The 17,858-nt window shown below is 71.1% G+C and carries 16 protein-coding genes and 1 pseudogene; 8 read left to right on the top strand and 9 right to left on the bottom strand.

Translation table 11 applies throughout. The annotated features are described in order from the left end of the window. Nucleotides 1-73: 73 nt before the first annotated feature. Both IG84_RS42460 and bioD read left to right on the top strand, forming a co-directional pair. Nucleotides 74-223, top strand: a pseudogene (locus tag IG84_RS42460) (biotin synthase BioB); the annotation flags it as partial. Between the two features lie 54 nt (nucleotides 224-277). Then, complete coding sequence (gene bioD, locus IG84_RS0133905; protein ID WP_031066088.1) at nucleotides 278-970, top strand: dethiobiotin synthase; 693 nt, start codon at nucleotides 278-280, stop codon at nucleotides 968-970. On the opposite strand, the gene IG84_RS0133910 is transcribed toward bioD, so the two are convergent. From IG84_RS0133910 to IG84_RS0133950, 9 genes are all read right to left on the bottom strand, one after another. Then, entirely contained in the window at nucleotides 961-2,217 is a 1,257-nt protein-coding gene (locus tag IG84_RS0133910) for a nucleotide sugar dehydrogenase (protein ID WP_031066091.1), read from the bottom strand. The genes bioD and IG84_RS0133910 overlap by 10 nt on opposite strands. A 10-nt stretch (nucleotides 2,218-2,227) precedes the next feature. Next, on the bottom strand, nucleotides 2,228-3,601 hold the full coding sequence (locus IG84_RS0133915; RefSeq protein ID WP_031066095.1) for an FAD-dependent oxidoreductase: 1,374 nt from the start codon (nucleotides 3,599-3,601) through the stop codon (nucleotides 2,228-2,230). A 13-nt stretch (nucleotides 3,602-3,614) separates the two neighbouring features. After that, nucleotides 3,615-5,252, bottom strand: a complete 1,638-nt coding sequence (locus IG84_RS0133920) for a class I adenylate-forming enzyme family protein (protein ID WP_107054020.1) — start codon at nucleotides 5,250-5,252, stop codon at nucleotides 3,615-3,617. Further along, nucleotides 5,249-6,118, bottom strand: coding sequence for a class I SAM-dependent methyltransferase (locus IG84_RS0133925; RefSeq protein ID WP_051862773.1), 870 nt, complete (start codon nucleotides 6,116-6,118; stop codon nucleotides 5,249-5,251). The genes IG84_RS0133920 and IG84_RS0133925 overlap by 4 nt, the downstream gene beginning before the upstream one ends. Next, nucleotides 6,111-7,469, bottom strand: a complete 1,359-nt coding sequence (locus IG84_RS0133930; protein WP_031066104.1) for a protoporphyrinogen/coproporphyrinogen oxidase — start codon at nucleotides 7,467-7,469, stop codon at nucleotides 6,111-6,113. Before IG84_RS0133930 ends, IG84_RS0133925 begins: the two co-directional genes overlap by 8 nt. Nucleotides 7,470-7,536: 67 nt before the next feature. Then, a complete protein-coding gene (locus IG84_RS0133935) occupies nucleotides 7,537-8,514 on the bottom strand; it encodes a UbiA family prenyltransferase (protein WP_031066107.1) in 978 nt (325 codons plus the stop codon). Next, nucleotides 8,511-9,635, bottom strand: a complete 1,125-nt coding sequence (locus tag IG84_RS0133940; protein ID WP_031066109.1) for a DegT/DnrJ/EryC1/StrS family aminotransferase — start codon at nucleotides 9,633-9,635, stop codon at nucleotides 8,511-8,513. The genes IG84_RS0133935 and IG84_RS0133940 overlap by 4 nt, the downstream gene beginning before the upstream one ends. Continuing rightward, nucleotides 9,632-10,780, bottom strand: coding sequence for a DegT/DnrJ/EryC1/StrS family aminotransferase (locus IG84_RS0133945; RefSeq protein ID WP_037801212.1), 1,149 nt, complete (start codon nucleotides 10,778-10,780; stop codon nucleotides 9,632-9,634). Before IG84_RS0133945 ends, IG84_RS0133940 begins: the two co-directional genes overlap by 4 nt. A 175-nt stretch (nucleotides 10,781-10,955) precedes the next feature. Then, nucleotides 10,956-11,486, bottom strand: a complete 531-nt coding sequence (locus tag IG84_RS0133950; RefSeq protein WP_031066115.1) for an EF-hand domain-containing protein — start codon at nucleotides 11,484-11,486, stop codon at nucleotides 10,956-10,958. A gap of 559 nt (nucleotides 11,487-12,045) precedes the next feature. Here IG84_RS0133950 and IG84_RS0133955 point away from each other — a divergent pair. Genes IG84_RS0133955 through IG84_RS0133980 form a run of 6 tightly spaced genes read left to right on the top strand, consistent with a single transcriptional unit; the run spans nucleotide 12,046 to nucleotide 17,825 of the window. Then, nucleotides 12,046-13,074 (top strand): Gfo/Idh/MocA family oxidoreductase, encoded by a 1,029-nt coding sequence (locus IG84_RS0133955; protein WP_031066118.1) that lies wholly within the window; start codon nucleotides 12,046-12,048, stop codon nucleotides 13,072-13,074. Continuing rightward, entirely contained in the window at nucleotides 13,064-13,969 is a 906-nt protein-coding gene (locus IG84_RS0133960; RefSeq protein ID WP_051862775.1) for a sugar phosphate isomerase/epimerase family protein, read from the top strand. The genes IG84_RS0133955 and IG84_RS0133960 overlap by 11 nt, the downstream gene beginning before the upstream one ends. Further along, nucleotides 13,962-15,305 carry a M20/M25/M40 family metallo-hydrolase gene (locus IG84_RS0133965; RefSeq protein WP_107054021.1) on the top strand — a complete coding sequence of 448 codons (1,344 nt, stop codon included), beginning with the start codon at nucleotides 13,962-13,964 and terminating at the stop codon, nucleotides 15,303-15,305. Before IG84_RS0133960 ends, IG84_RS0133965 begins: the two co-directional genes overlap by 8 nt. Then, nucleotides 15,302-16,471, top strand: a complete 1,170-nt coding sequence (locus tag IG84_RS40275) for an Ldh family oxidoreductase (RefSeq protein ID WP_051862777.1) — start codon at nucleotides 15,302-15,304, stop codon at nucleotides 16,469-16,471. Before IG84_RS0133965 ends, IG84_RS40275 begins: the two co-directional genes overlap by 4 nt. Further along, the gene (locus IG84_RS0133975) at nucleotides 16,468-17,424 is read left to right on the top strand and encodes a Gfo/Idh/MocA family protein (protein WP_031066131.1); all 957 of its coding nucleotides are present in this window, start codon (nucleotides 16,468-16,470) and stop codon (nucleotides 17,422-17,424) included. Before IG84_RS40275 ends, IG84_RS0133975 begins: the two co-directional genes overlap by 4 nt. Further along, a complete protein-coding gene (locus tag IG84_RS0133980) occupies nucleotides 17,421-17,825 on the top strand; it encodes a DUF6917 domain-containing protein (protein WP_031066134.1) in 405 nt (134 codons plus the stop codon). The genes IG84_RS0133975 and IG84_RS0133980 overlap by 4 nt, the downstream gene beginning before the upstream one ends. Nucleotides 17,826-17,858: the final 33 nt, after the last annotated feature.

A 17,858-nucleotide genomic window follows, 5' to 3' on the forward strand; every position in this document is an offset into this window, starting at 1 on the left:
GGTCTTCTCGCTGCGCGAGCTGGACCCCGACTCCGTACCGGTCAACTTCCTGATCCCCTTCGAGGGCACCCCGCTGGCCAAGGAGTGGAACCTCACCCCGCAGCGCGCCCTGCGCATTCTGGCGATGGTGCGTTTCGTTCACCCCGACGCCGAGGTCCGGCTGGCGGGCGGGCGCGAGGTACATCTGCGCACCCTGCAGCCCCTCGCGCTGCACCTGGCCAACTCCATCTTCCTCGGCGACTACCTCACCAGTGAGGGCCAGGCCGGCAAGGACGACCTGGCGGTCACTGGGACGGATACGGAGATCGGCAAGACGGTGACCACGGCGGCGCTAGCCGCCGTCGCGTTGGCGGTGGGCAGATCGGTGGCCGTGCTCAAGCCGGCGCAGACGGGTGTCGTCCCCGGTGAGCCCGGGGACGTGGCCGAGGTACGGCGGCTGGCCGGTGAGATGGTGACCGGCTGCGAATTGGGGCGGTATCCCGATCCGTTGGCACCCGTGACAGCCGCACGCCGGGCGGGACTGCCGCCCGTACGCCCCCGAGACGTGGCGGAGGTGGCGGAGAAGCTCGCAGCCGAGCACGACCTCGTGCTGGTCGAGGGCGCCGGCGGGCTGCTGGTGCACTACGACGAGACCGGGGCGTCACTGGCGGACGTGGCCCGTCTCCTCGGTGCCCCGGTGCTGGTGGTCGCGGCGGCCGGCCTGGGCACGCTCAACGCGACGCAACTGACCACGGAGGCACTGCGTGCCCGCGGACTGCGCTGCCCCGGGGTGGTGATCGGGTCGTGGCCCGACGCCCCGGACCTTGCCGCCCGCTGCAACCTGGAGGACCTTCCGGGCGCGGCCGGGGCGTCCCTACTGGGGGTGCTGCCGCAGGGAGCGGGCGCTCTGGCACCGGCCGACTTCCGTGCCGCCGCCTCCCGTTGGCTCGCTCCTGAGCTGGGCGGGACCCGGCCGCAGTTTCAGAGTTGATGCGCCCCAGTCCCCCGGAGCCGCCCCCGAGTGTCCAGGAGCAAGGGGGAGTGGGCGGGGAGTTGGTCGACCGGGATGGTGTGGTGGTCCTGGAGGAGGATGGTGAGGTCGGCAGTGGTGGCGGCGGAGAGTACGTCGGTGGTCCGCTCCACCCTTTCACCGTCCGGGGACCATGCATCGATGAGCGGGTCGTGGTACGTCACGTGGGCGCCGGCCTTGCGGAGGAGGCGGAGGAGTGGGGTGGCCGGTGTGGCGCGGAGGTCCGGGCTGTTGGGTTTGTAGGTGATCCCGATGAGGAGGATTTTGGCGCTGCGGATGGGCTTTCCCGCATGGCGCAAGAGGTCTTCGGCGCGGCGTGCGACGTGGGCGGGCATTTCGGCGTTGACTTCTTGTGCCAGTTCGGCCAGGCGCAGGGGAGCTCCGGCGTCGCGTGCCCAGTGGGTGAGGTAGGCGGGGTCGACCGGGATGCAGTGGCCGCCCACGCCCGGGCCGGGGCGGAAGGACTGGAACCCGAAGGGTTTGGTGCGTGCGCAGTCGATGGCGTCCCAGACATTGACGCCGAGCGCCCTGGCCGTGACCGCGAGCTCGTTGACCAGGGCGATGTTCACGCTGCGGTAGGTGTTTTCCAGCAGTTTCGCCAGCTCGGCCTCGCGTGCCGAGGCCGCCTCCACGACCTCGTCGCACAGCTTCCGGAAGAACTCGGCCGCGACTGCCGTGCACCGTGGCGTGTACCCACCGACGACGCGCGGGGTGTTGCGTACGCCGAACGTCTCGTTGCCCGGGTCGATGCGCTCCGGTGAGAAGGCGAGGGAGAAGTCCGTGCCGGCGGTGAGCCCGGAAGCCTGCTCCACGGCTCTGCGGACCACGTCGTCCGTGGTGCCGGGGAAGGACGTGGACTCCAGGACGAGCAGCGATCCCGGCTTGAGGTGGTCGCCCAGCGCGGTGGCGGCCCGGCGGACGTGGGACAGGTCGGGCCGCCCCGTCCCGCCCAGCGGCGTGGGTACGCAGATCACGGCCACCGAGGTCTCCGCCAGCAGGCTCACGTCGGTGGATGCCCGGAACCCGGCGGCCAGCATGGCAGTGAGGTCGCTGTCGGTGACATCGGGGAGGTGGGAGCGGCCGGACATCAGTGCGTCGGTCACCGCCGGGTTCTCATCGATTCCGACGACTTTCAGGCCGGCGCGGCACGCCTCGCGCGCGAGGGGAAGGCCCGTGTAGCCGAGCCCGATCACAGCGACGCTGTTCACATGGTGCTCCTTACGGCTCTGCGTGCAGGGGGAGTGTGGTGAGGGGCTGCGGGACGGGGGCGAAGAGCACGGCCGCCGCGACCTTGGGGGTGAACAGCCGGGCCGGTGGGGCGGTGAGTCCGAGGACGTCGCGGAGCGCGTCGCCGATCAGGCGATTGCCGTTGGCCCGCGCGAGGACCCGGTCGATGTACCACTGCTGGGGGAGGACCGTGACGCCGGGTCGGTTGCCCGTGGTTGCTGGATACTGAAGATCGGCTCCCGTCGCCAGTTGCCAGGCGGGTCGGTAGGCGGTCGACACTGCTCGCTGGAGAGTGCGGGTGGTGGTCCGCCGGCCCGGCTGCCTGTGGGAAAGCGCGGCACGCAAGGCGACGGCCTGGAGCGCGGCGACCGAAATGCCCTGTCCGTAGACGGGGTTGAAGGTGCAGCAGGCGTCGCCCACGGCGAGGAAGCCGGACGGCGCTGTGCCGGCACGCTCGTACAGGTACCTGCGATTGGCCGTGTTCCGGAAGCCGCGGGGCGGCGCGGCCGGTTCGTTGTGCCGTGCCCATTCGTGCAGTACCGGGTCGGCCAGACCGCCCAGGAAACGCAGCACACCGGCCTGGTCGGTGGGCGGTTCGTGGCCGCGCATCCCGTAGGCGGTCAGTATCCAGCGGTCCGCTTCCACCGGGAGGAGTACGGCACCGCGCGGATGGTTCCGGTCGGGCTGGATGTGCACGCCCAGGAACGGGGCGTCACTCCCCGGCGCGCCCTTGTACTGCACTGTGGTGTAGGAGAGTCCGGGGTCCACGCATTCCGCGGGAGGGACGGCCGGGCCGAGTGCGGCCAGCCACTTCGGTGCCGCGGAGGAGCGCCCGGTGGCATCGACGACCAGGGCCGCGTGCAGGTCGTACGGGTCTCGCGGACCGGTCTCGCGAGCCGATACCCGCACTCCGCTGACGCGCGTCGCATCTCCCAGCAGGGCGACAGCAGCGGTCCTGTCCACGAGGCGGATCCGCGGGTGCTTCCGTACGCGCTCGCGTACGACCCAGTCGAGCAGCGGGCGCGTACAGGAAAGGAGGTGCATGGTGGTCGGGAAGCGGCGGGTCCAACTGCCGGCCGACCACAACACCGCGTCGCGCGGAATCCCTATCCGGAAGGCTCCGTGCGCGCACAGTTCCTGGACCACCCCGGGCAACAGGCCGTCCAGGGCCTGCTGCCCGCCGGGCAGCACCACGTGGAGGTGGTGTGCCTGCGGCACGCCGGGGCGGTGCTCCGGTCCCGGTGGCAGCGCGTCGCGTTCCACCACGGTCACCGAGTCCGCGTACTCCGCCAGGACGTGTGCCGTCAGCAGGCCGGCCGTTCCCCCGCCCAGGACGAGGACCCGCCGTTGCGTACCCGTGGTCATGCTGTCCTTCCGTTCACGTCCAGTGGCCCGTACCGAAAGTGGCGGCGTCGGGGAGGAGTTGAGCGCGCAGTTCGAGGCGCCGGACCTTGCCGGTGCCGGTGCGGGGGATCTCTGCCCAGCCGCGGACGATGGGTTCGGCGAGCAGTGGCAGATCCCGTACGGCCGCGCGCCAGGCATCGGCGTCGAGCCACCCGTCGGCCGTCACCACGACGGGCAGCAGAGTGCGTCCGGGAGCGCCCAGAACGGTGCATTCCAGCACGGCGGGCAGCCGGTCCTCGATCACGTCCTCCAGCTCGACGCAGCTCGTGCCGGGCACCGCGTCGACCTCCCGGTCCAGCAGCACCAGGCTGCCGGACCGGGTGAGGAAGCCGATGTCCCCGGTGTTCCACCACGGACCGAGGGCCTTCCGGGACCAGCGGTCCTCTTCCCCCACGTATCCGGTGCAGCGGGCCTTCGTCCGGGCCAGGATGATGCCGGGCCTGCCACGCCCGACCGGGCGGAAGGTCTCCGGGTCCACCACGCGCAGCTTGGTACGGCCGGGGACCGGCCGGCCGAGGTTGCGGGTCGTCGGGTGGCGCCGGCCGGTGGCGGCGAGCGCCTTGCGGGTGAGCAGGCGGAAGGTCAGCGGCCCGGTCTCCGTCTGGCCCCAGCCCTGCAGCCATACCGGGTGTTGGCGCCGGGAGGCGCCGAGGTAGCCGCGCACCGTGGGCGGGTGCACCGAGTCGAAGGTGCTGATGTACAGGCGTACCGCACGGAAGGGGTTGCCGGGCCCGGCCGCCAGCCCCTGCCACCGCACGTAGGTGGCGGGCGATGCCTCGACCGTCGTCGGCGGATGCGCGGTCAGGGTGCGTGCGACGGCGGCCGGATCGGTGTCGGCGAGGATGACCACCTTGCGTGGTGCGAGGTGGAACACGCTGGTGGTCCACGGTACGGCCCGGCCGTGCACGAACGGGTCGGCGACGGCCACCGTGTCATCGCGCCGACTGGCCACGATCGGTGTGCGTTGGCACTCGAAGTGCGCCAGCCGGTGGATGATCGTACGGGTGGTGTGCTCGACGAGTTTGGGTACACCGGTGGTCCCCGAGGTGTGGTGCACCACCAGGGTGTCGTCGGGGTGGCGCCGCAGGACCGGCGGTGGCTCATGACCGCGTACGTCGTCGAGCCCCAGCGTTCCCACTGCCTTCCTGTCCAGGGTGAGCGTCCGGGGTGCGAAGACCGCCGGCTCGGTCCCCGCGTCGCGCACCGCTTCGACCGTCCGGGAATCCGTGATCAGCAGCGCGGGCTCCAGCCGCTTGAGCAGCGTCTGCAACGCCGTCGCGGGAAGGTCGTCGGAGATCAGGGCGGGGACGGCGCCCATGCGCGCCGCCGCGCACGCCAGCAGTACCACGTCCCAGTGGTTGGCCTTGACCACGGCCACCCGGTCGCCCGGACGCGTTCCGGCTGCGGCGAGCCACCCGGCGGCCTCCCTGACGAGCCGGGCGAGGCGGTCGATGCCGAAGGTGACGCCGCCGTCGGGACAGATGTCGAAGGGGCGGCTGAGGTGCACGGTGGTGGGGCTGCCGCGGTCGGCCAACAGGTCGAAGAGTGTGCCCAGTTCGGGCGGTTTCGCGGGCTTGCGCTGTTTGGTGGCGCGGGATTCCCGGGTGGTCATGGGCGGACTCCCGCGGTTGCGGTGCTCTCGTCCGCGTCCGTCGCGGGCCGGCGGCCGGTGACGGTGATCATCACCTGGGAGAGCCAGCGCTGGGACGGGTCGGCCATACTGTCGACCGCCTGCTGGATACGGTCGTCGGTGACCGAACCACGGGCGAGCATCGCGGGGCGCAGGTGCTCGATCCACAGGATGTACCAGCGTGCTGCCTCGGTGCCGCCCCGCACCACCGTGGAGCGGCCCTCGGCGCGTACGTCCACCAGGCCCGCCCGGGTGGCCAGTTCGGCGTTCAGCAGGCCGCAGCGCGGATGGTATCCGGCCGCGCACATCACCTCGTACGCCGCGTGCTTGACCTCCTGGAGGAAGTCCGCGCGCTCGGGATGGCTGAAGAGGGAAGCGGTGTCCGTGTCTTCGAGGACCAGGCGCCCGCCCGGGCGCAGGGCGCGGCACAGCCGGTCGACGGCCTGCTGCCGGTCGGTGATGTGCTGCAGTACAAGCCGGGCGTGTATCAGGTCGAAGTGCGCGGCGGGCAGTTCGTCGTCGGGGTCGTCGCTGACGAGGTCGAGCTGACGCACTGTTATGGCGTGGTCGGTCAGCCACTTCAGCCGGTCCACCCGCAGGTCGGTCGCGAGTACCTCGCCGGTGGGGCCGGCCCGGTCGGCCAGCCAGCGGGCGACCGAGCCGCGCCCCGCGCCGGCCTCCAGGCAGCGCCAGCCCGGTGCCACGCCCACGGCCGCCAGCCGGTCGGTGGTGCCCACGTCCCAGAGGGCCTCGCCGAGGGAGAGCCGTTCCTCCTCCTTCGCGAACCCGGTGTCGAAGACGTACCGTTCTCCGCCGGGAGCGCCCGGCCGCTGTGTTTCCTCAGCCATGCCGCACCTCCGGCCGCGCGTCGGCGCCGGGGTGTTCCGCGTAGTCGAGGACGCGGGCCACCGCCCACTCCGCCGACCGGAAGGCTCCCTCACTGCTGGGGCGTTGCATCAGCCAGTCCCCGGCGTACTCCACCGTGCGGGAGGGCCGGCGCAGGAAGGACGTCCGCAGTTGCAGGGCCCGCGGGGTCGCTTCGGGCAGCCCGTGCCGGAAGCGGTGCACCCGGGCGGTCCGCAGTGCCTCCCCCAGGCCGGGCAGGTAGTGCTCGCCCCGCTCCCGCAGTCGGCGTACGGCCTGGTCATCGGGGGCGTCGAGCAGTTCCCGGGTGACGTCCGGCGTGGCGACCAGGGACACCAGTCCGGCACCGGGAGGGACCCGGCCGGGGTGTTTGACGTGGTCGATGACGATCCCGTTGAGCACGCGGTCATGGACCGCGGGAATCACCAGCGCGTACACGGGCCGGCGGCTGCGCAGCCGAAGCGGCCGGTCGAGGGCGCAGCTCACCTTCAGCATCGGGGTGTACGTCGAGGCGTGGAGATAGTCGCGTTCGTCCTCGGGGGCGTCCGGGTACAGCAGGGCGGCGACCGGCGCCGGTACGCACAGCACCACCGAGCGCGCGGTGAGGGTGGTGCCGTCGCACTCCAGCCGGGCCCCGCCGGGATGCCGGGTGACCTGCTCGACCCGCAGCCCCGTCGTCACGTCCAGCCGTTCGGCGAGCCTGCGGGTGAGGGTGTCCATGCCGTCGCGGTAGGTACGCCAGTCAGCGGTGCTTCCGGTGGCCATGAGGTGCGAGACGAACGGCCCGGCTGCCGAACGGCCGGCGTCCCAGCCGCAGAAGCCGCTGGTCAGCGGCTGGAACAGGTAGTCGACGAGGTCATTGCCGTAGCGGTCGGCGAGCTGGGCGACGGTACCGGTGCCCAGGGGCGTGCGCTCGGGGTGGTCCGTGTCGAACTCCTTCCGGCGGCGGGCGGTGTCCGCCTGGAACCGGAGGAGGTTCAGCCGGCCCCGTACGGACAGGCCGGCCCCGGTGAGCAGGCCGCGTGCGCGGCCGGTGTCGGGGCGGATCCGCCCGTCCCGCCAGGTGGCGATCGAATGCGGGACGCGCGGGGTCTCGGCGGGCGTCAGCCCCGTCTCGCGGATCAGCTTCCAGGTCGCCCGGTAGCCGCGGGGCGCCAGCATCTCGGCGCCTGTGTCGATGAGATAGCCGTCCTGCCGGAGCGTACGCATCCGCCCGCCCACCGCCTCGGACGACTCCAGCACCTGCACACCGCGCCCGGCCTTGCGCAGCGCGTGCGCCACGGCGAGGCCGGAGGCGCCGGCGCCGACCACGGCCACATCGAGATCAGTCGTCATGGGTTTCCACTTTCTGAACCGGAGTGAACGAGCCTCGCGGGTGCTTCCGCCCCGTTCGCGGGTGCCGTCACGGCGTGGTGCCCGGCAGCAGCGGCAGCGCGAGGCTCACCGCGCACAGCAGGACGACGGTGACCCGGTGGTTGCGGATCGCGGTCCGGCGGGCCAGCAGGATGTCGCGACGCCGGAAGGCGATGTCCAGCTCGGTGCCGCGCAGGGCGATCATCGGCAGCATGGCCAGGGGGAACCACCAGGGCGCCACGCCCGCGAGCGCGGACCCGACGACGCACGCGACCTGCGCGAACGTCATGGCGGTGATGAAGGCCGCGTTGCCGCGCGGGGAGGTCAGCACGGCGACGGTGGGCCGCCCCACCCGGGCGTCGCCCTCGATGTCGTGGGTGTTGGAGTACAGCCCGAAGAGCATGGGGCCGGCGCCGAACAGCACTGCCTGGAGGACCGCGAAACCACTGAGCGAGGAGGACAGCAGACCGTACGGCACCAGGACCATGCCCACGCCGAAGCCGAAGAGGAAGACCTCCTGCCAGCCGCGATAGCTGATCTTCAGACCCCACGAGTACTGCACCGCGGTGACCAGACAGAGAGCCGCGAGCACCAGCGTCCAGGCGGACCGGTGCGGTGCCACGGCCGCCGCACCGGCCCACAGCAGCGCCCCGGCAACGGCCGCGGCCCAGCCGAAGCGAATGGCCTCCGTGGGCGTCAGCGTCCCGGCGAGCAGCGGTTTCCGGGCGAGGCGGCGGCGGGGCGCGTCGGGGCCGTAGTTGGCCGCGTCGCTGCCGTCGCGGTAGCCCGTGACATCGTCGAAGGCCACCGAAGCGGCGATGACGCACAGCTCGCCGAGCCCGAACAGCACCAGCGTCAGTACGGTGCCGGGTGACAGCCGCTGCGCGGGCGCGAGCAGCAGCAGCGCGACGGGCAGCGCCAGGTAGTAGTCGATGATGTCGAGCTTGGCCAGCCGCACATACGCACGGACTTTGGCCGCGGCCGGCGCGGGGCGCACCCCGGCCGGTAACTTCACCTCGCTGCTCATCGGTCCCTCCTGCCTGCGGCGAACTCGCAGACGGCGTCCGCGATGCGCTCCACCTCGGCGTCGGTGAGGTGCGGATGGACGGGGATCGCCAGTTGCCGCCGGGCCACGCTCTCGGCGTGCGGCCAGCTGCGGCCGCTGGGCGCGAACCGGGCGAAGGCGGGCTGGTGCGGCAGGGGGAGCGGGTAGTGCACATGGCTCGCCACTCCCCGCGCCGCGAGGTGTTCCCGCAATGCCTCGCGCTCGTCGGCAAGCAGCGAATAGACGTAGTAACAACGCCCGTTGCGGCCCGGCGGCGGTGGCGTCACGCCGCGGTCGCGCAAGGGGGTGAAGCGTTCGGTGTAATAGCCGGCGATACGGGCCCGGCGCTCCAGCCGCTCGGGGAAGCCGGGGAGCCGGTGCAACTGGAAGGCCGCGAGGACCTCGTCGAACCGGCTGTTGTAGCCGGTGCGCCCGTAGACGAAACGCGCGTCCTGACCGTGATTGCGCAACGTCCGGACCGTCTGTCCGAGCCCGGGGTCCATGGTGACGACGGCCCCGCCCTCACCGGCGGTGCCGAAGGTCTTGACCTGGACGAACGAGAACACGCCGGCGTCCCCCCACGTACCGGCGGGAATGCCGTCGAGGACGCCGCCCTGTGCCACTGCCGAGTCCTCGACCAGCCGCATTCCATGGCGCCGCGCGATCTCCCGTATCCGGGGCATGTCCGCCATCACCGAGAACATATGGGCGGGCATCAGGGCCCTGGTCCGGCCGGTGACCGCCTGTTCCATCTGCTCCGGGTCGGCCACCATGGTCAGCGGATCGATGTCGGCGAACACCGGTGTCGCCCCGAGATTGGCCACGGTATTGGCCAGCGGAGCGCAGCCGTAGGCCGGGACCACCACCTCATCGCCCGGTCCCACCTCCATCGCGTGCAGTACCAGTGTCAGTGCCGAGGTGCCACTGGAGCAGGCCACGACGTCGGCCGCGCCCAACGAGGTACGCAGGGCCTCCTCGAAGCGGGCGGTGCGTTCCCCGAGGATGAACTTCTGGTCCGGCGCCGTGCCGATCTCATGGACGAGATCGAGCAGTACCTCCCGGTCCGCTTCGAAGAGGTCCGGGGCGAAGAAGGGGATCGTCACTCCGGCCTCCCCGTGAAGAAGCGGCGGATGCGCCCGCCCACCGAGTCGATGTCATCGGTGCTCAGGTCCGGGTGGAACGGGAGGGCCAGAGTGCGCTCGCAGGCCGCCTCGGCGTGCGGGAAGTCACCGCGCCGGTATCCGAGGCCGGCGAAGCACGTCTGCAGGTGGAGCGGGACCGGGTAGTACGTCTCGGTGCCGACGCCGTGTTCGGCCAGGTATCCGGCCAGTTCGTCGCGGTGTTCGACCTCGATGAGGTAGACGTAGAAGACCGGGTTGGTGGCGGTGTCCCGGCGTACCACCGTCGGCAGCCGCAGGACGCCGGGTACTCCGGCCAGCCGTTGGGTGTAGGCGGCGGCGAGTTCGGCCCGCCGGGCGATGTCCTGGTCCAGCCGCGTCAGCTTGGCGAGGAGCACGGCCGCCTGGATGTCGTCCATCTTGCTGTTGACGCCGTTGTCCACGGTCCGGTTCGAGATGCCGGGGAAGTGGGCCAGCGTCCGGCCGTACCGTCCGTGGTGGCGCAACGCGGCGATTCTTTCCGTCAGTTCGGGGTCGTCGGTCAGTACGGCTCCGGCGTCGCCGATGGCTCCGAGTGTCTTGGTGGGGAAGAACGACAGCACCCCGCCGGCCCCCAGCAGACCGGCGTGCACCCCGCCCCACCGCATCCCGATGGCCTCGGCACTGTCCTCCACCACGGTCAGGCCGTGCCGGCGGGCGACGTCCAGTAGCCCGCTCATGTCGGCCATCTGGTGGAACAGGTGCACGGGCATGAGCATCCGCGTGCGCGGTGTGACGGCGTGGGCCGCGGACCACGGGTCGAGGCCGTAACCGACCGGGTCGATGTCGGCGAAGACCGGGCGGCCGCCGGCCAGTACGACGGCGGACGCCGACGCCACAAAGGTGAAGGCCGGCACGACGACCTCGTCACCGGGCTTCAGGCCGCAGGCACGCAACAGCAGTACCAGCGCGTCGGTGCCGCTGTTCACCCCCACCGCGTACCGCGCACCCGTCCACCGCGCCAGGGCCGTCTCGAACAGTGCGACCTGCCGGCCGTGCGAGTACTTGCCGTCGTCGATGACGTCGCTCACCCGGGACCGGATCTCCGGCCACAGGTACTCGAAGGTCTTGGCCTGACTGAAGAAGGGCACCGGCTGGAATGGCCCGGCTGCTGTGCCGCACCTCTGATCGAAAGATATATCGCGCATGTTTCCTCTCACGAGGTGGCCGAGGGTGCGGCAACCGTCGAACAGGGGGAGAGAGAACCGGTTTGGCCGACCGGGTGAGGCCCGCCGGCGTCCGGGGACACCGGCGGACCGTCCGCGGTCAGAAGAGCGAGACGTCCAGCTCGCCGGAGTGGAACTTGCGTACTGCTTCGATGAGTTCTTCCACCGACAGTTGACCGCTGTTGTCCGTGTCGATGCGCTGGAAAGCCTCGTCGGCCTTGGACTCTTCGCCGCCGGCGACCTTGATCCAGGTGCGGAACTCCTCGCGGCTCACCTGCCCGTCACCGTCGGTGTCGGCCAGGTCGAGGATCGCCTTGATCGTGGGGCGCAGCCCCTTGTCGAAGCCGGACTTCCCCTGGTCGAGCAGCTGCTTCGCCGCCGCGTTCTTGAACTGCTCAAAGTCCACCGAGTCGCCGGACTTGACGCCGGCCTGGGCGGCCAGGTTGTCCCACATCCCCATGTAGGCCGAGCTGAGGGCCTTGCCCTTCGGGCTGTTGGCGGTCTCGTTGAACGCGCGCAGCAGGCGCTCCACTTCGCCCTGCCAGTCGCTGCGCTCGATGCGGCCGTCGTTGTTCTTGTCCCACAGTTCGAAACGACGACGCAGCCGCTGTTCCTGCACGTTGCTGGGCATGACTGTTCCTCTCTTCCTTGATCGGTGAAATACCTTGCGGAAAATTGGTAGAGAGAAAATTGGTAACGCGGTCGCGAAGTAGAAATATTCGAGGCGTGTTCCGCGGGGCGTTCCCGGGGCATCAGTCACCAAATGCGCGATCAACGTACTTGTCGCCCTCGCGGTCCGTCAACGGCGGTCTGCCCGAGGGGATACTTCCACTTGAACCTGACGGGTAAAAATCGCCAAGCCGTTCGGTCGCGCCCGGGCGCATAAAGGCGCATGGCAGGGGTGCGCCGAGCCACTTCGACCCACGCTCACCTGGCTCAATTCGTCCTCATCGATACATCACGCGGATCGCGGGGAATCAGCAAGTCCGGTCGGTGGCACTGCCTTTCCGGTGTGTACTCGGCATTTTTTGGTCACCATTGACTTCGGTCAATGATTTTTCGTACGCCGGGCCGTGTTTTCCTGTGTGGTGAGGTGGGGCAGATGGAGGATCGGCAATGAAAGAAGGCTCATGGGTTCCGCTCCGGTCCTTTTCCCGGAAGCGATCGGAAGTCAAAGGAGGGCGCGAACCGTGTTGTGCACGCTGATCGTCGGCCTGGGGCGCGCGGGTTTGGGCCTGCACGTACCCGTACTGCTCAAGGCACGGGCGCAGGCCCCCGGTGCGTTCGCCGGCCGGCCGGTGGTGGCGGTCGACCCCCGTGCCGTCCCGACCGGCCCCCTGCAGGACCTCGTGATCGCCGGCTCCTTGCCGCAGGCCCGGGACCTGCTCGACCCGGCACGCACCGTCGTGCATGTCTGCACCCCGCCGTCGGTGCGCGCCGAGGTGCTCCGCGATGTTGCCCTGCTCGGCTTCTCCCGGGTGGTGGTGGAGAAGCCACTTGCCACTGACCGGAATGCGCTCCGGCGCGTACTGGCCGTGGTGCGGGAGCACGGCCTGTCCCTGTCGGTGGTCGCGCCCTGGCTCCACAGCACACTGACCGAACGGCTCGTCGCGGTGGTCGAGGGCGGCGAACTGGGCAGCGTACGCACGGTTTCCGTGGCGCAGCACAAGCCCCGCTTCCGCCGTTCACTCGCCAACAGCGGCCACGCCTCGGCCTTCGATGTGGAGGTGCCGCATTCCCTGGGTGCCCTCCTCCGCCTCCTGGGCGACGCAGAGGTGCGCGAGGCATCCTGTACCGACCTGTCCCTCGGGGAGAGTGTGGTGCCCCGTATGGGCGGCGCCCGGCTGGCACTGCAACACCACGGGGGAGCCTGCAGTGAGATCGTCTCCGACCTGACCGCACCGGTGCGGCAGCGGCAGATCACACTCGACATGACCGGGGGAACCGTCGTCGGACACTACCCGGTCGGCCAGGACGACGACTTCGCCCAGTTGGAGACGGTCAGCGCCGGACGGACGGTGCGGGAGGTCTTCGAGGACGACGCGCTGACGTCCTTCATGGTGCGTGCGTACCGGCGCTACGCGAGCGGCCCGGGCGGCGACGACCTGGGTACCCACGTGCGGACCGTCGAACTGCTCCATGACGCGAAGCAGTTGGCGGCAAAGAGCGCAACTGTACGTGGCGCCGGCAGTGAGGAGCCGCTCACTCATGTCAGCTGACGCATCTTCAGGTACGGACGACCGGCTCTCCGGCATCCGGTACGCGGGGATCGGCGACGAGGCAGCCCCTGACCTGGCCGGACAGCTCGAAGCCCTGCGCCGGCTGGGCTGGCGGACGATCGAGCTGCGCACGGTGGACGGCACCGCGATCGCGGACCTGGACGACCGCGCGTTCGCCCGGCTGTCCGCCGGGCTCGACGCCGCCGGGATCGACGTCGTCTGCGTCGACTCCCGCATCGCCAACTGGGCCCGCCCGATCACCGGCCGCTTCGAGGACGACCTGGACGAACTGCGGATCCTTGCCCGGCGCTGCGCGGCCCTGGGCACCCGGTACGTCAGGGTGATGTCCTACCCCAACGCGGGCCTGAGCGAGGCCGAATGGGGCCGGCGGGCGATACGCCGGATGACCACGCTGGTCCATGAGGCCGAGCGGCACGGGCTGGTCCTGCTGCACGAGAACTGCAGCGGCTGGGCGGGGACCCGCGCCGACCGGATGCTCGACCTCCTCCAGCGCATTGACAGCCCCGCCCTGCGGCTGCTGTTCGACATCGGCAATGGAGTGCCGTACGGCTACGACGCCCACGCACTGCTCGATGCCGTCATCGGACACGTCGCCCACGTGCACGTCAAGGACGCCCGCGCGAGGGCGGGGGGCCAGGTCGACTACACACTGCCCGGAGAGGGGGAATCCGGCGTACGGGAGTGTCTGACGGCGCTGCTCCAGCACGGCTACACCGGTGCCTGGTCGATCGAGCCGCACACCCATCTGCGCCCGCACGACGATCACAACACCACCGACGAGGAGGGCGTTGCGGCGTTCGTCCGCTACGGCCGGTCGCTCGAACGGCTCGTACAGCGTGAGGTCACCGCTGACAACGGGGGTGCCCGTGCCTGACCACGCGCGCCCCGCACGGCTGAGCCGCACCGACCGTGAGCTGCTCCTTCACCTGCTCGACACCCCTACCGCCGGTCCGCTGGAAACCGGCGGCGACGGCCCCGCCGTACAACTGTGGGAGGCGGGTAGGGCGTACGCGGCGGCCGCCGGGGCACTGGGCTTCACGGTGGTACGCCACGCGCCCGCCGACCCCGCGGTGCTGGACCGCGACGGCGTCCCCGAGACCGTGCGGGAGGCCGCGGCCCGCGAGCCCGGATTCCTGGCGTGCCAGCCCAGCCTCGTACTGCGCCTGGGTCCCCAACTGCCCCACAACACCACGCTGATGTTCAACGTCCATCTCGACACCGTGGCCGGCTGGTGGCCGGCCCGCTTCGACGGCACGCGCTTCAGCGGCCGGGGCGCCATCGACGCCAAAGGCCCCGCGGTCGCCCTGCTGGCCGGTATCCGGGCCGCCCGCGCGGCGGAGCCGGCCCTGGGCACGCGGGTCGGCGTCGTCATCCAGGCGGTCGCCGGCGAGGAGGGCGGCGCCATGGGCACGTTCGGCACCCGGCCGCTGGTCGAGCAGGGCTTCATCGGCCGGCTGAACCTGTTCTGCGAGCCGACCGGCCACCGCTACCTGCCCCGTGCCACGGCATCGATGACGGCCGGGGTACACATCCGGGGCGAGGACGCGGTGGACGACCACCCCGAGGCCGGTCACAACGCGACCGCACTGCTGGGGCACCTCAGCAGCCATCTGGCCCGCACCCTGCCCCCGCGGATCACCGACGGCCGGGTGTGCGTGGCCGGTCTACACACCGGATCACGGCACAACCGCGTCTACGGCACCGGGCAGTTGCTGCTCAACATCTCCTACGGCTCCCCGGCCGCCGGCCGGGCCGCCGAGGCCGCACTCCAGCAGTCGTTGCGCGAGGCCCTCGCCGACTTCACCTCAGTCGCCACCGGTACACCTGATCTGGCCCGGACGGCGGCCGACGCCGCGGCGATCACCTCCCTGCAGTGGTACAAGCGCGGACTGCCCGCCCTGGAGGATCCGGGCCGCACACCATGGGCCGAGGCACTGCTGGCGGACCAGGCCGGGCTGACCCGCTGGCCGGCCGACGAACCGCCCTTCACCTGCGACGCGGTCTGGATGAACGGCGTCCCCGACACGTACACCGCCGTGCTCGGCCCCGGACATCTGGGCGCCAACCGCGCCCACGCCGACGGCGAGTACGCCGACGCCGCAGAGCTCGACAGGTACGCCGACGACATCGCCCGCGTACTCATCGGCTTCACCCGCCACGCCCCAGCGGCCGCGCGCCGGCCCGACGCCGAGGAGACCACCACCGCATGACGTCATCGAACCACCCGGCCACCGACGCACTTCCGGACCGGCCCACCGACGAGACCACCGTGCGGGTGCCGTACCAGGACCTCCTCGCCTTCGTCGCCGATGTCTTCGGCTCCAGAGGACTGCCGGATGCCCGGGCGCGTGCCGCCGCCGAGGCGTTGTGTTACGGCGATCTCACCGGCTTCACGAGCCACGGCATCACCAATCTCACCAGGCTCTACCTGCCCATGCTCGACGCCGGGCGGTGCGACCCGCGGGCGAAACCCCGTGTGCTCGTGGACCGGGGTGCCTCGGTGCTCCTCGACGCGCAGCGGGGCCTCGGCCTGTGGGCGGCCTCCGACGCCATGGACCTGGCGGTCGAGCGGGCCCGCCAGTACGGCGTCGGCATGGTCTCGGTCCGTGGGGCCACCCACTTCGGCTGCGCTGGGTATCACGCCCTGCGCGCCGTCCACCACGACATGGTGGGCCTGGTCACCGCCAACTGCGGGTGGCAGCAGCTCACCCGGCCCGTTGGCGGCCGCGCCCCCATGCTCGGCACGAACCCGCTCGCCCTCGCCGCGCCGGCCGGTGCCCACCCGCCGTTCGTTCTGGACATGAGTACCACGGTGGTACCCACCGGCAAGGTGCGCGAGGCGGCGCGCAACGGGCGCAAGGTGCCGGCCGGCTGGCTGGCGGACGACGACGGCGCACCGGTCACCGACCCGGCCGCCTTCGACCGCGGCGAGGCGCACCTGCGCTGGCTCGGTGGTGACCCTGATACCGGCGCGTACAAGGGCTTCGGGCTGGGACTGTTGGTGGAGATACTCTCCGCACTCGTTCCCGGCGCGGGCCTCGGGCCGCACCCGGAGGCCGGGGAGCAGCCGAACGGCCGGGACGACGACATCGGTTACCTGACACTGGCGATCGCACCGGGCCGGCTCCGCCCCGAGGCGGACTTCCGCACCGATGCCACCAGCTTGTTCGGCGCCCTGCTGGACTGCCCGCCGATCCGCCCGGACGAGCCGGTGCGCTACCCCGGCTGGCCGGAGCACGCCCGTTCCCGGGAACGCCGCGCGCACGGCGTTCCCCTCGCGAGGGCCTTGTACGAGGAGATGCTCGACCTCGCCCGCACCAGCCACCTCCACTTCCCGGCACCCATGAGGACCGCCCACACGGGAGGCGCGGCATGACGACACCCCGCATCGGCCTGATCGGCCTCGGCGTCATCTCGCGCTTCTACCTGGCCGCACTGGCCCACGAGGCGCCCGCTGAGCTGGCCGCGGTGTGCGACCCGGACGAGACCGGACTCGCCGGCGCGCCACCCGGAGTACCGCGCTACCGCAACCACCACGAGTTGTTGCGCCACGCGGACGTGGACGCCGTGGTGGTCAACGTCCCCAACGATCTGCACTACCCCGTGTGCCGCGACGCGTTGGCGGCCGGCCGCGCGGTGTGCGTGGAGAAACCCCTCACCACGAAGCTGAGCGACGCACGCCACCTCGCACGGCTCTCCCTCGACGCCGGCGTACCGCTGTTCACCTCCTTCCACCGGCGCTACAACACCGAGGTGAACGCCCTCCGCGAACGGATCGCCGCCCAGGCCCCCATCAGCTCCCTGACGGTGCGTTATGAGGAGATGATCGAAGAACACGCAGGCCAGGACCGTTGGTACCTCGACCCCGACCGTTGCGGGGGCGGCTGTGTCGCCGACAACGGCCCCAACGCCTTCGACCTGGTACGTCTGTTCGTCGGTGATGTCCGGGTCACCGAGGCCGCCGTACACCGCGACGCACACGGCGTGGACCGGCAGGCGACCGTACTGCTGGGCGCCGCGTCCGGCGCGGTGGCACGCGTCGAACTCGACTGGTCCTACCCGGGGGAGCGGAAGACGATCGAGGCGCGCCTGGCCGACGGCACTGTCCACACCGCCGACATGCTCGCGGGCCACCCGGAATTCAAGGGCTCGCTGTGGCACGAGTACGTGGGCGTACTGCGCGACTTCACCGACGTACTGGCCGGGCGCCGCACCGCCGGTCCTCCCCACGGCCCCGACGGCCTCGCCGCGCTGGAGCTGGTGGCCGACACCTACGCACACGAACGCGCCGGCCGTTCCCCCTCACAACAGGAGGCGACCCGCCCATGACGCCAGGAGAGGACGGGCCCAAGCGCACGGTCCACGGACAGCTCGTGAAGGTACTCACCCACCGGCGGGAGGACCGGGGGATGACCCTGGAGCCCTTCGCCGGCCGGTGCGTCCGCCGTGGCGAGGTGCATGAACTGGTGACCACCGACCACACCGAAACGGCCGCCGGTGCCCGCATCGACCGGGTCGGATTCCTGGGCTTCCTGGAGATCGGCTGCGCCGGCGTCATCGACCGCGGCGACGAAGTGTGGACGGAAGGCCGCCGCATCGGAACGGTCCTGGGCTTCGACGCCTGCCACTTCCCGAACCACTACAACATCCTGATCCACACCCCCGAGCTCCGCACGGGCCCGCAACTGGGCCTCGCACCGGAAATGCAGATGCGCTTCACACAGGGCTGAGCAGGCGTGCCTTCACGAAGGGGCGATCAAAAA

This window comes from Streptomyces ochraceiscleroticus, assembly GCF_000720485.1.
Lineage (GTDB): Bacteria > Actinomycetota > Actinomycetes > Streptomycetales > Streptomycetaceae > Streptomyces > Streptomyces ochraceiscleroticus.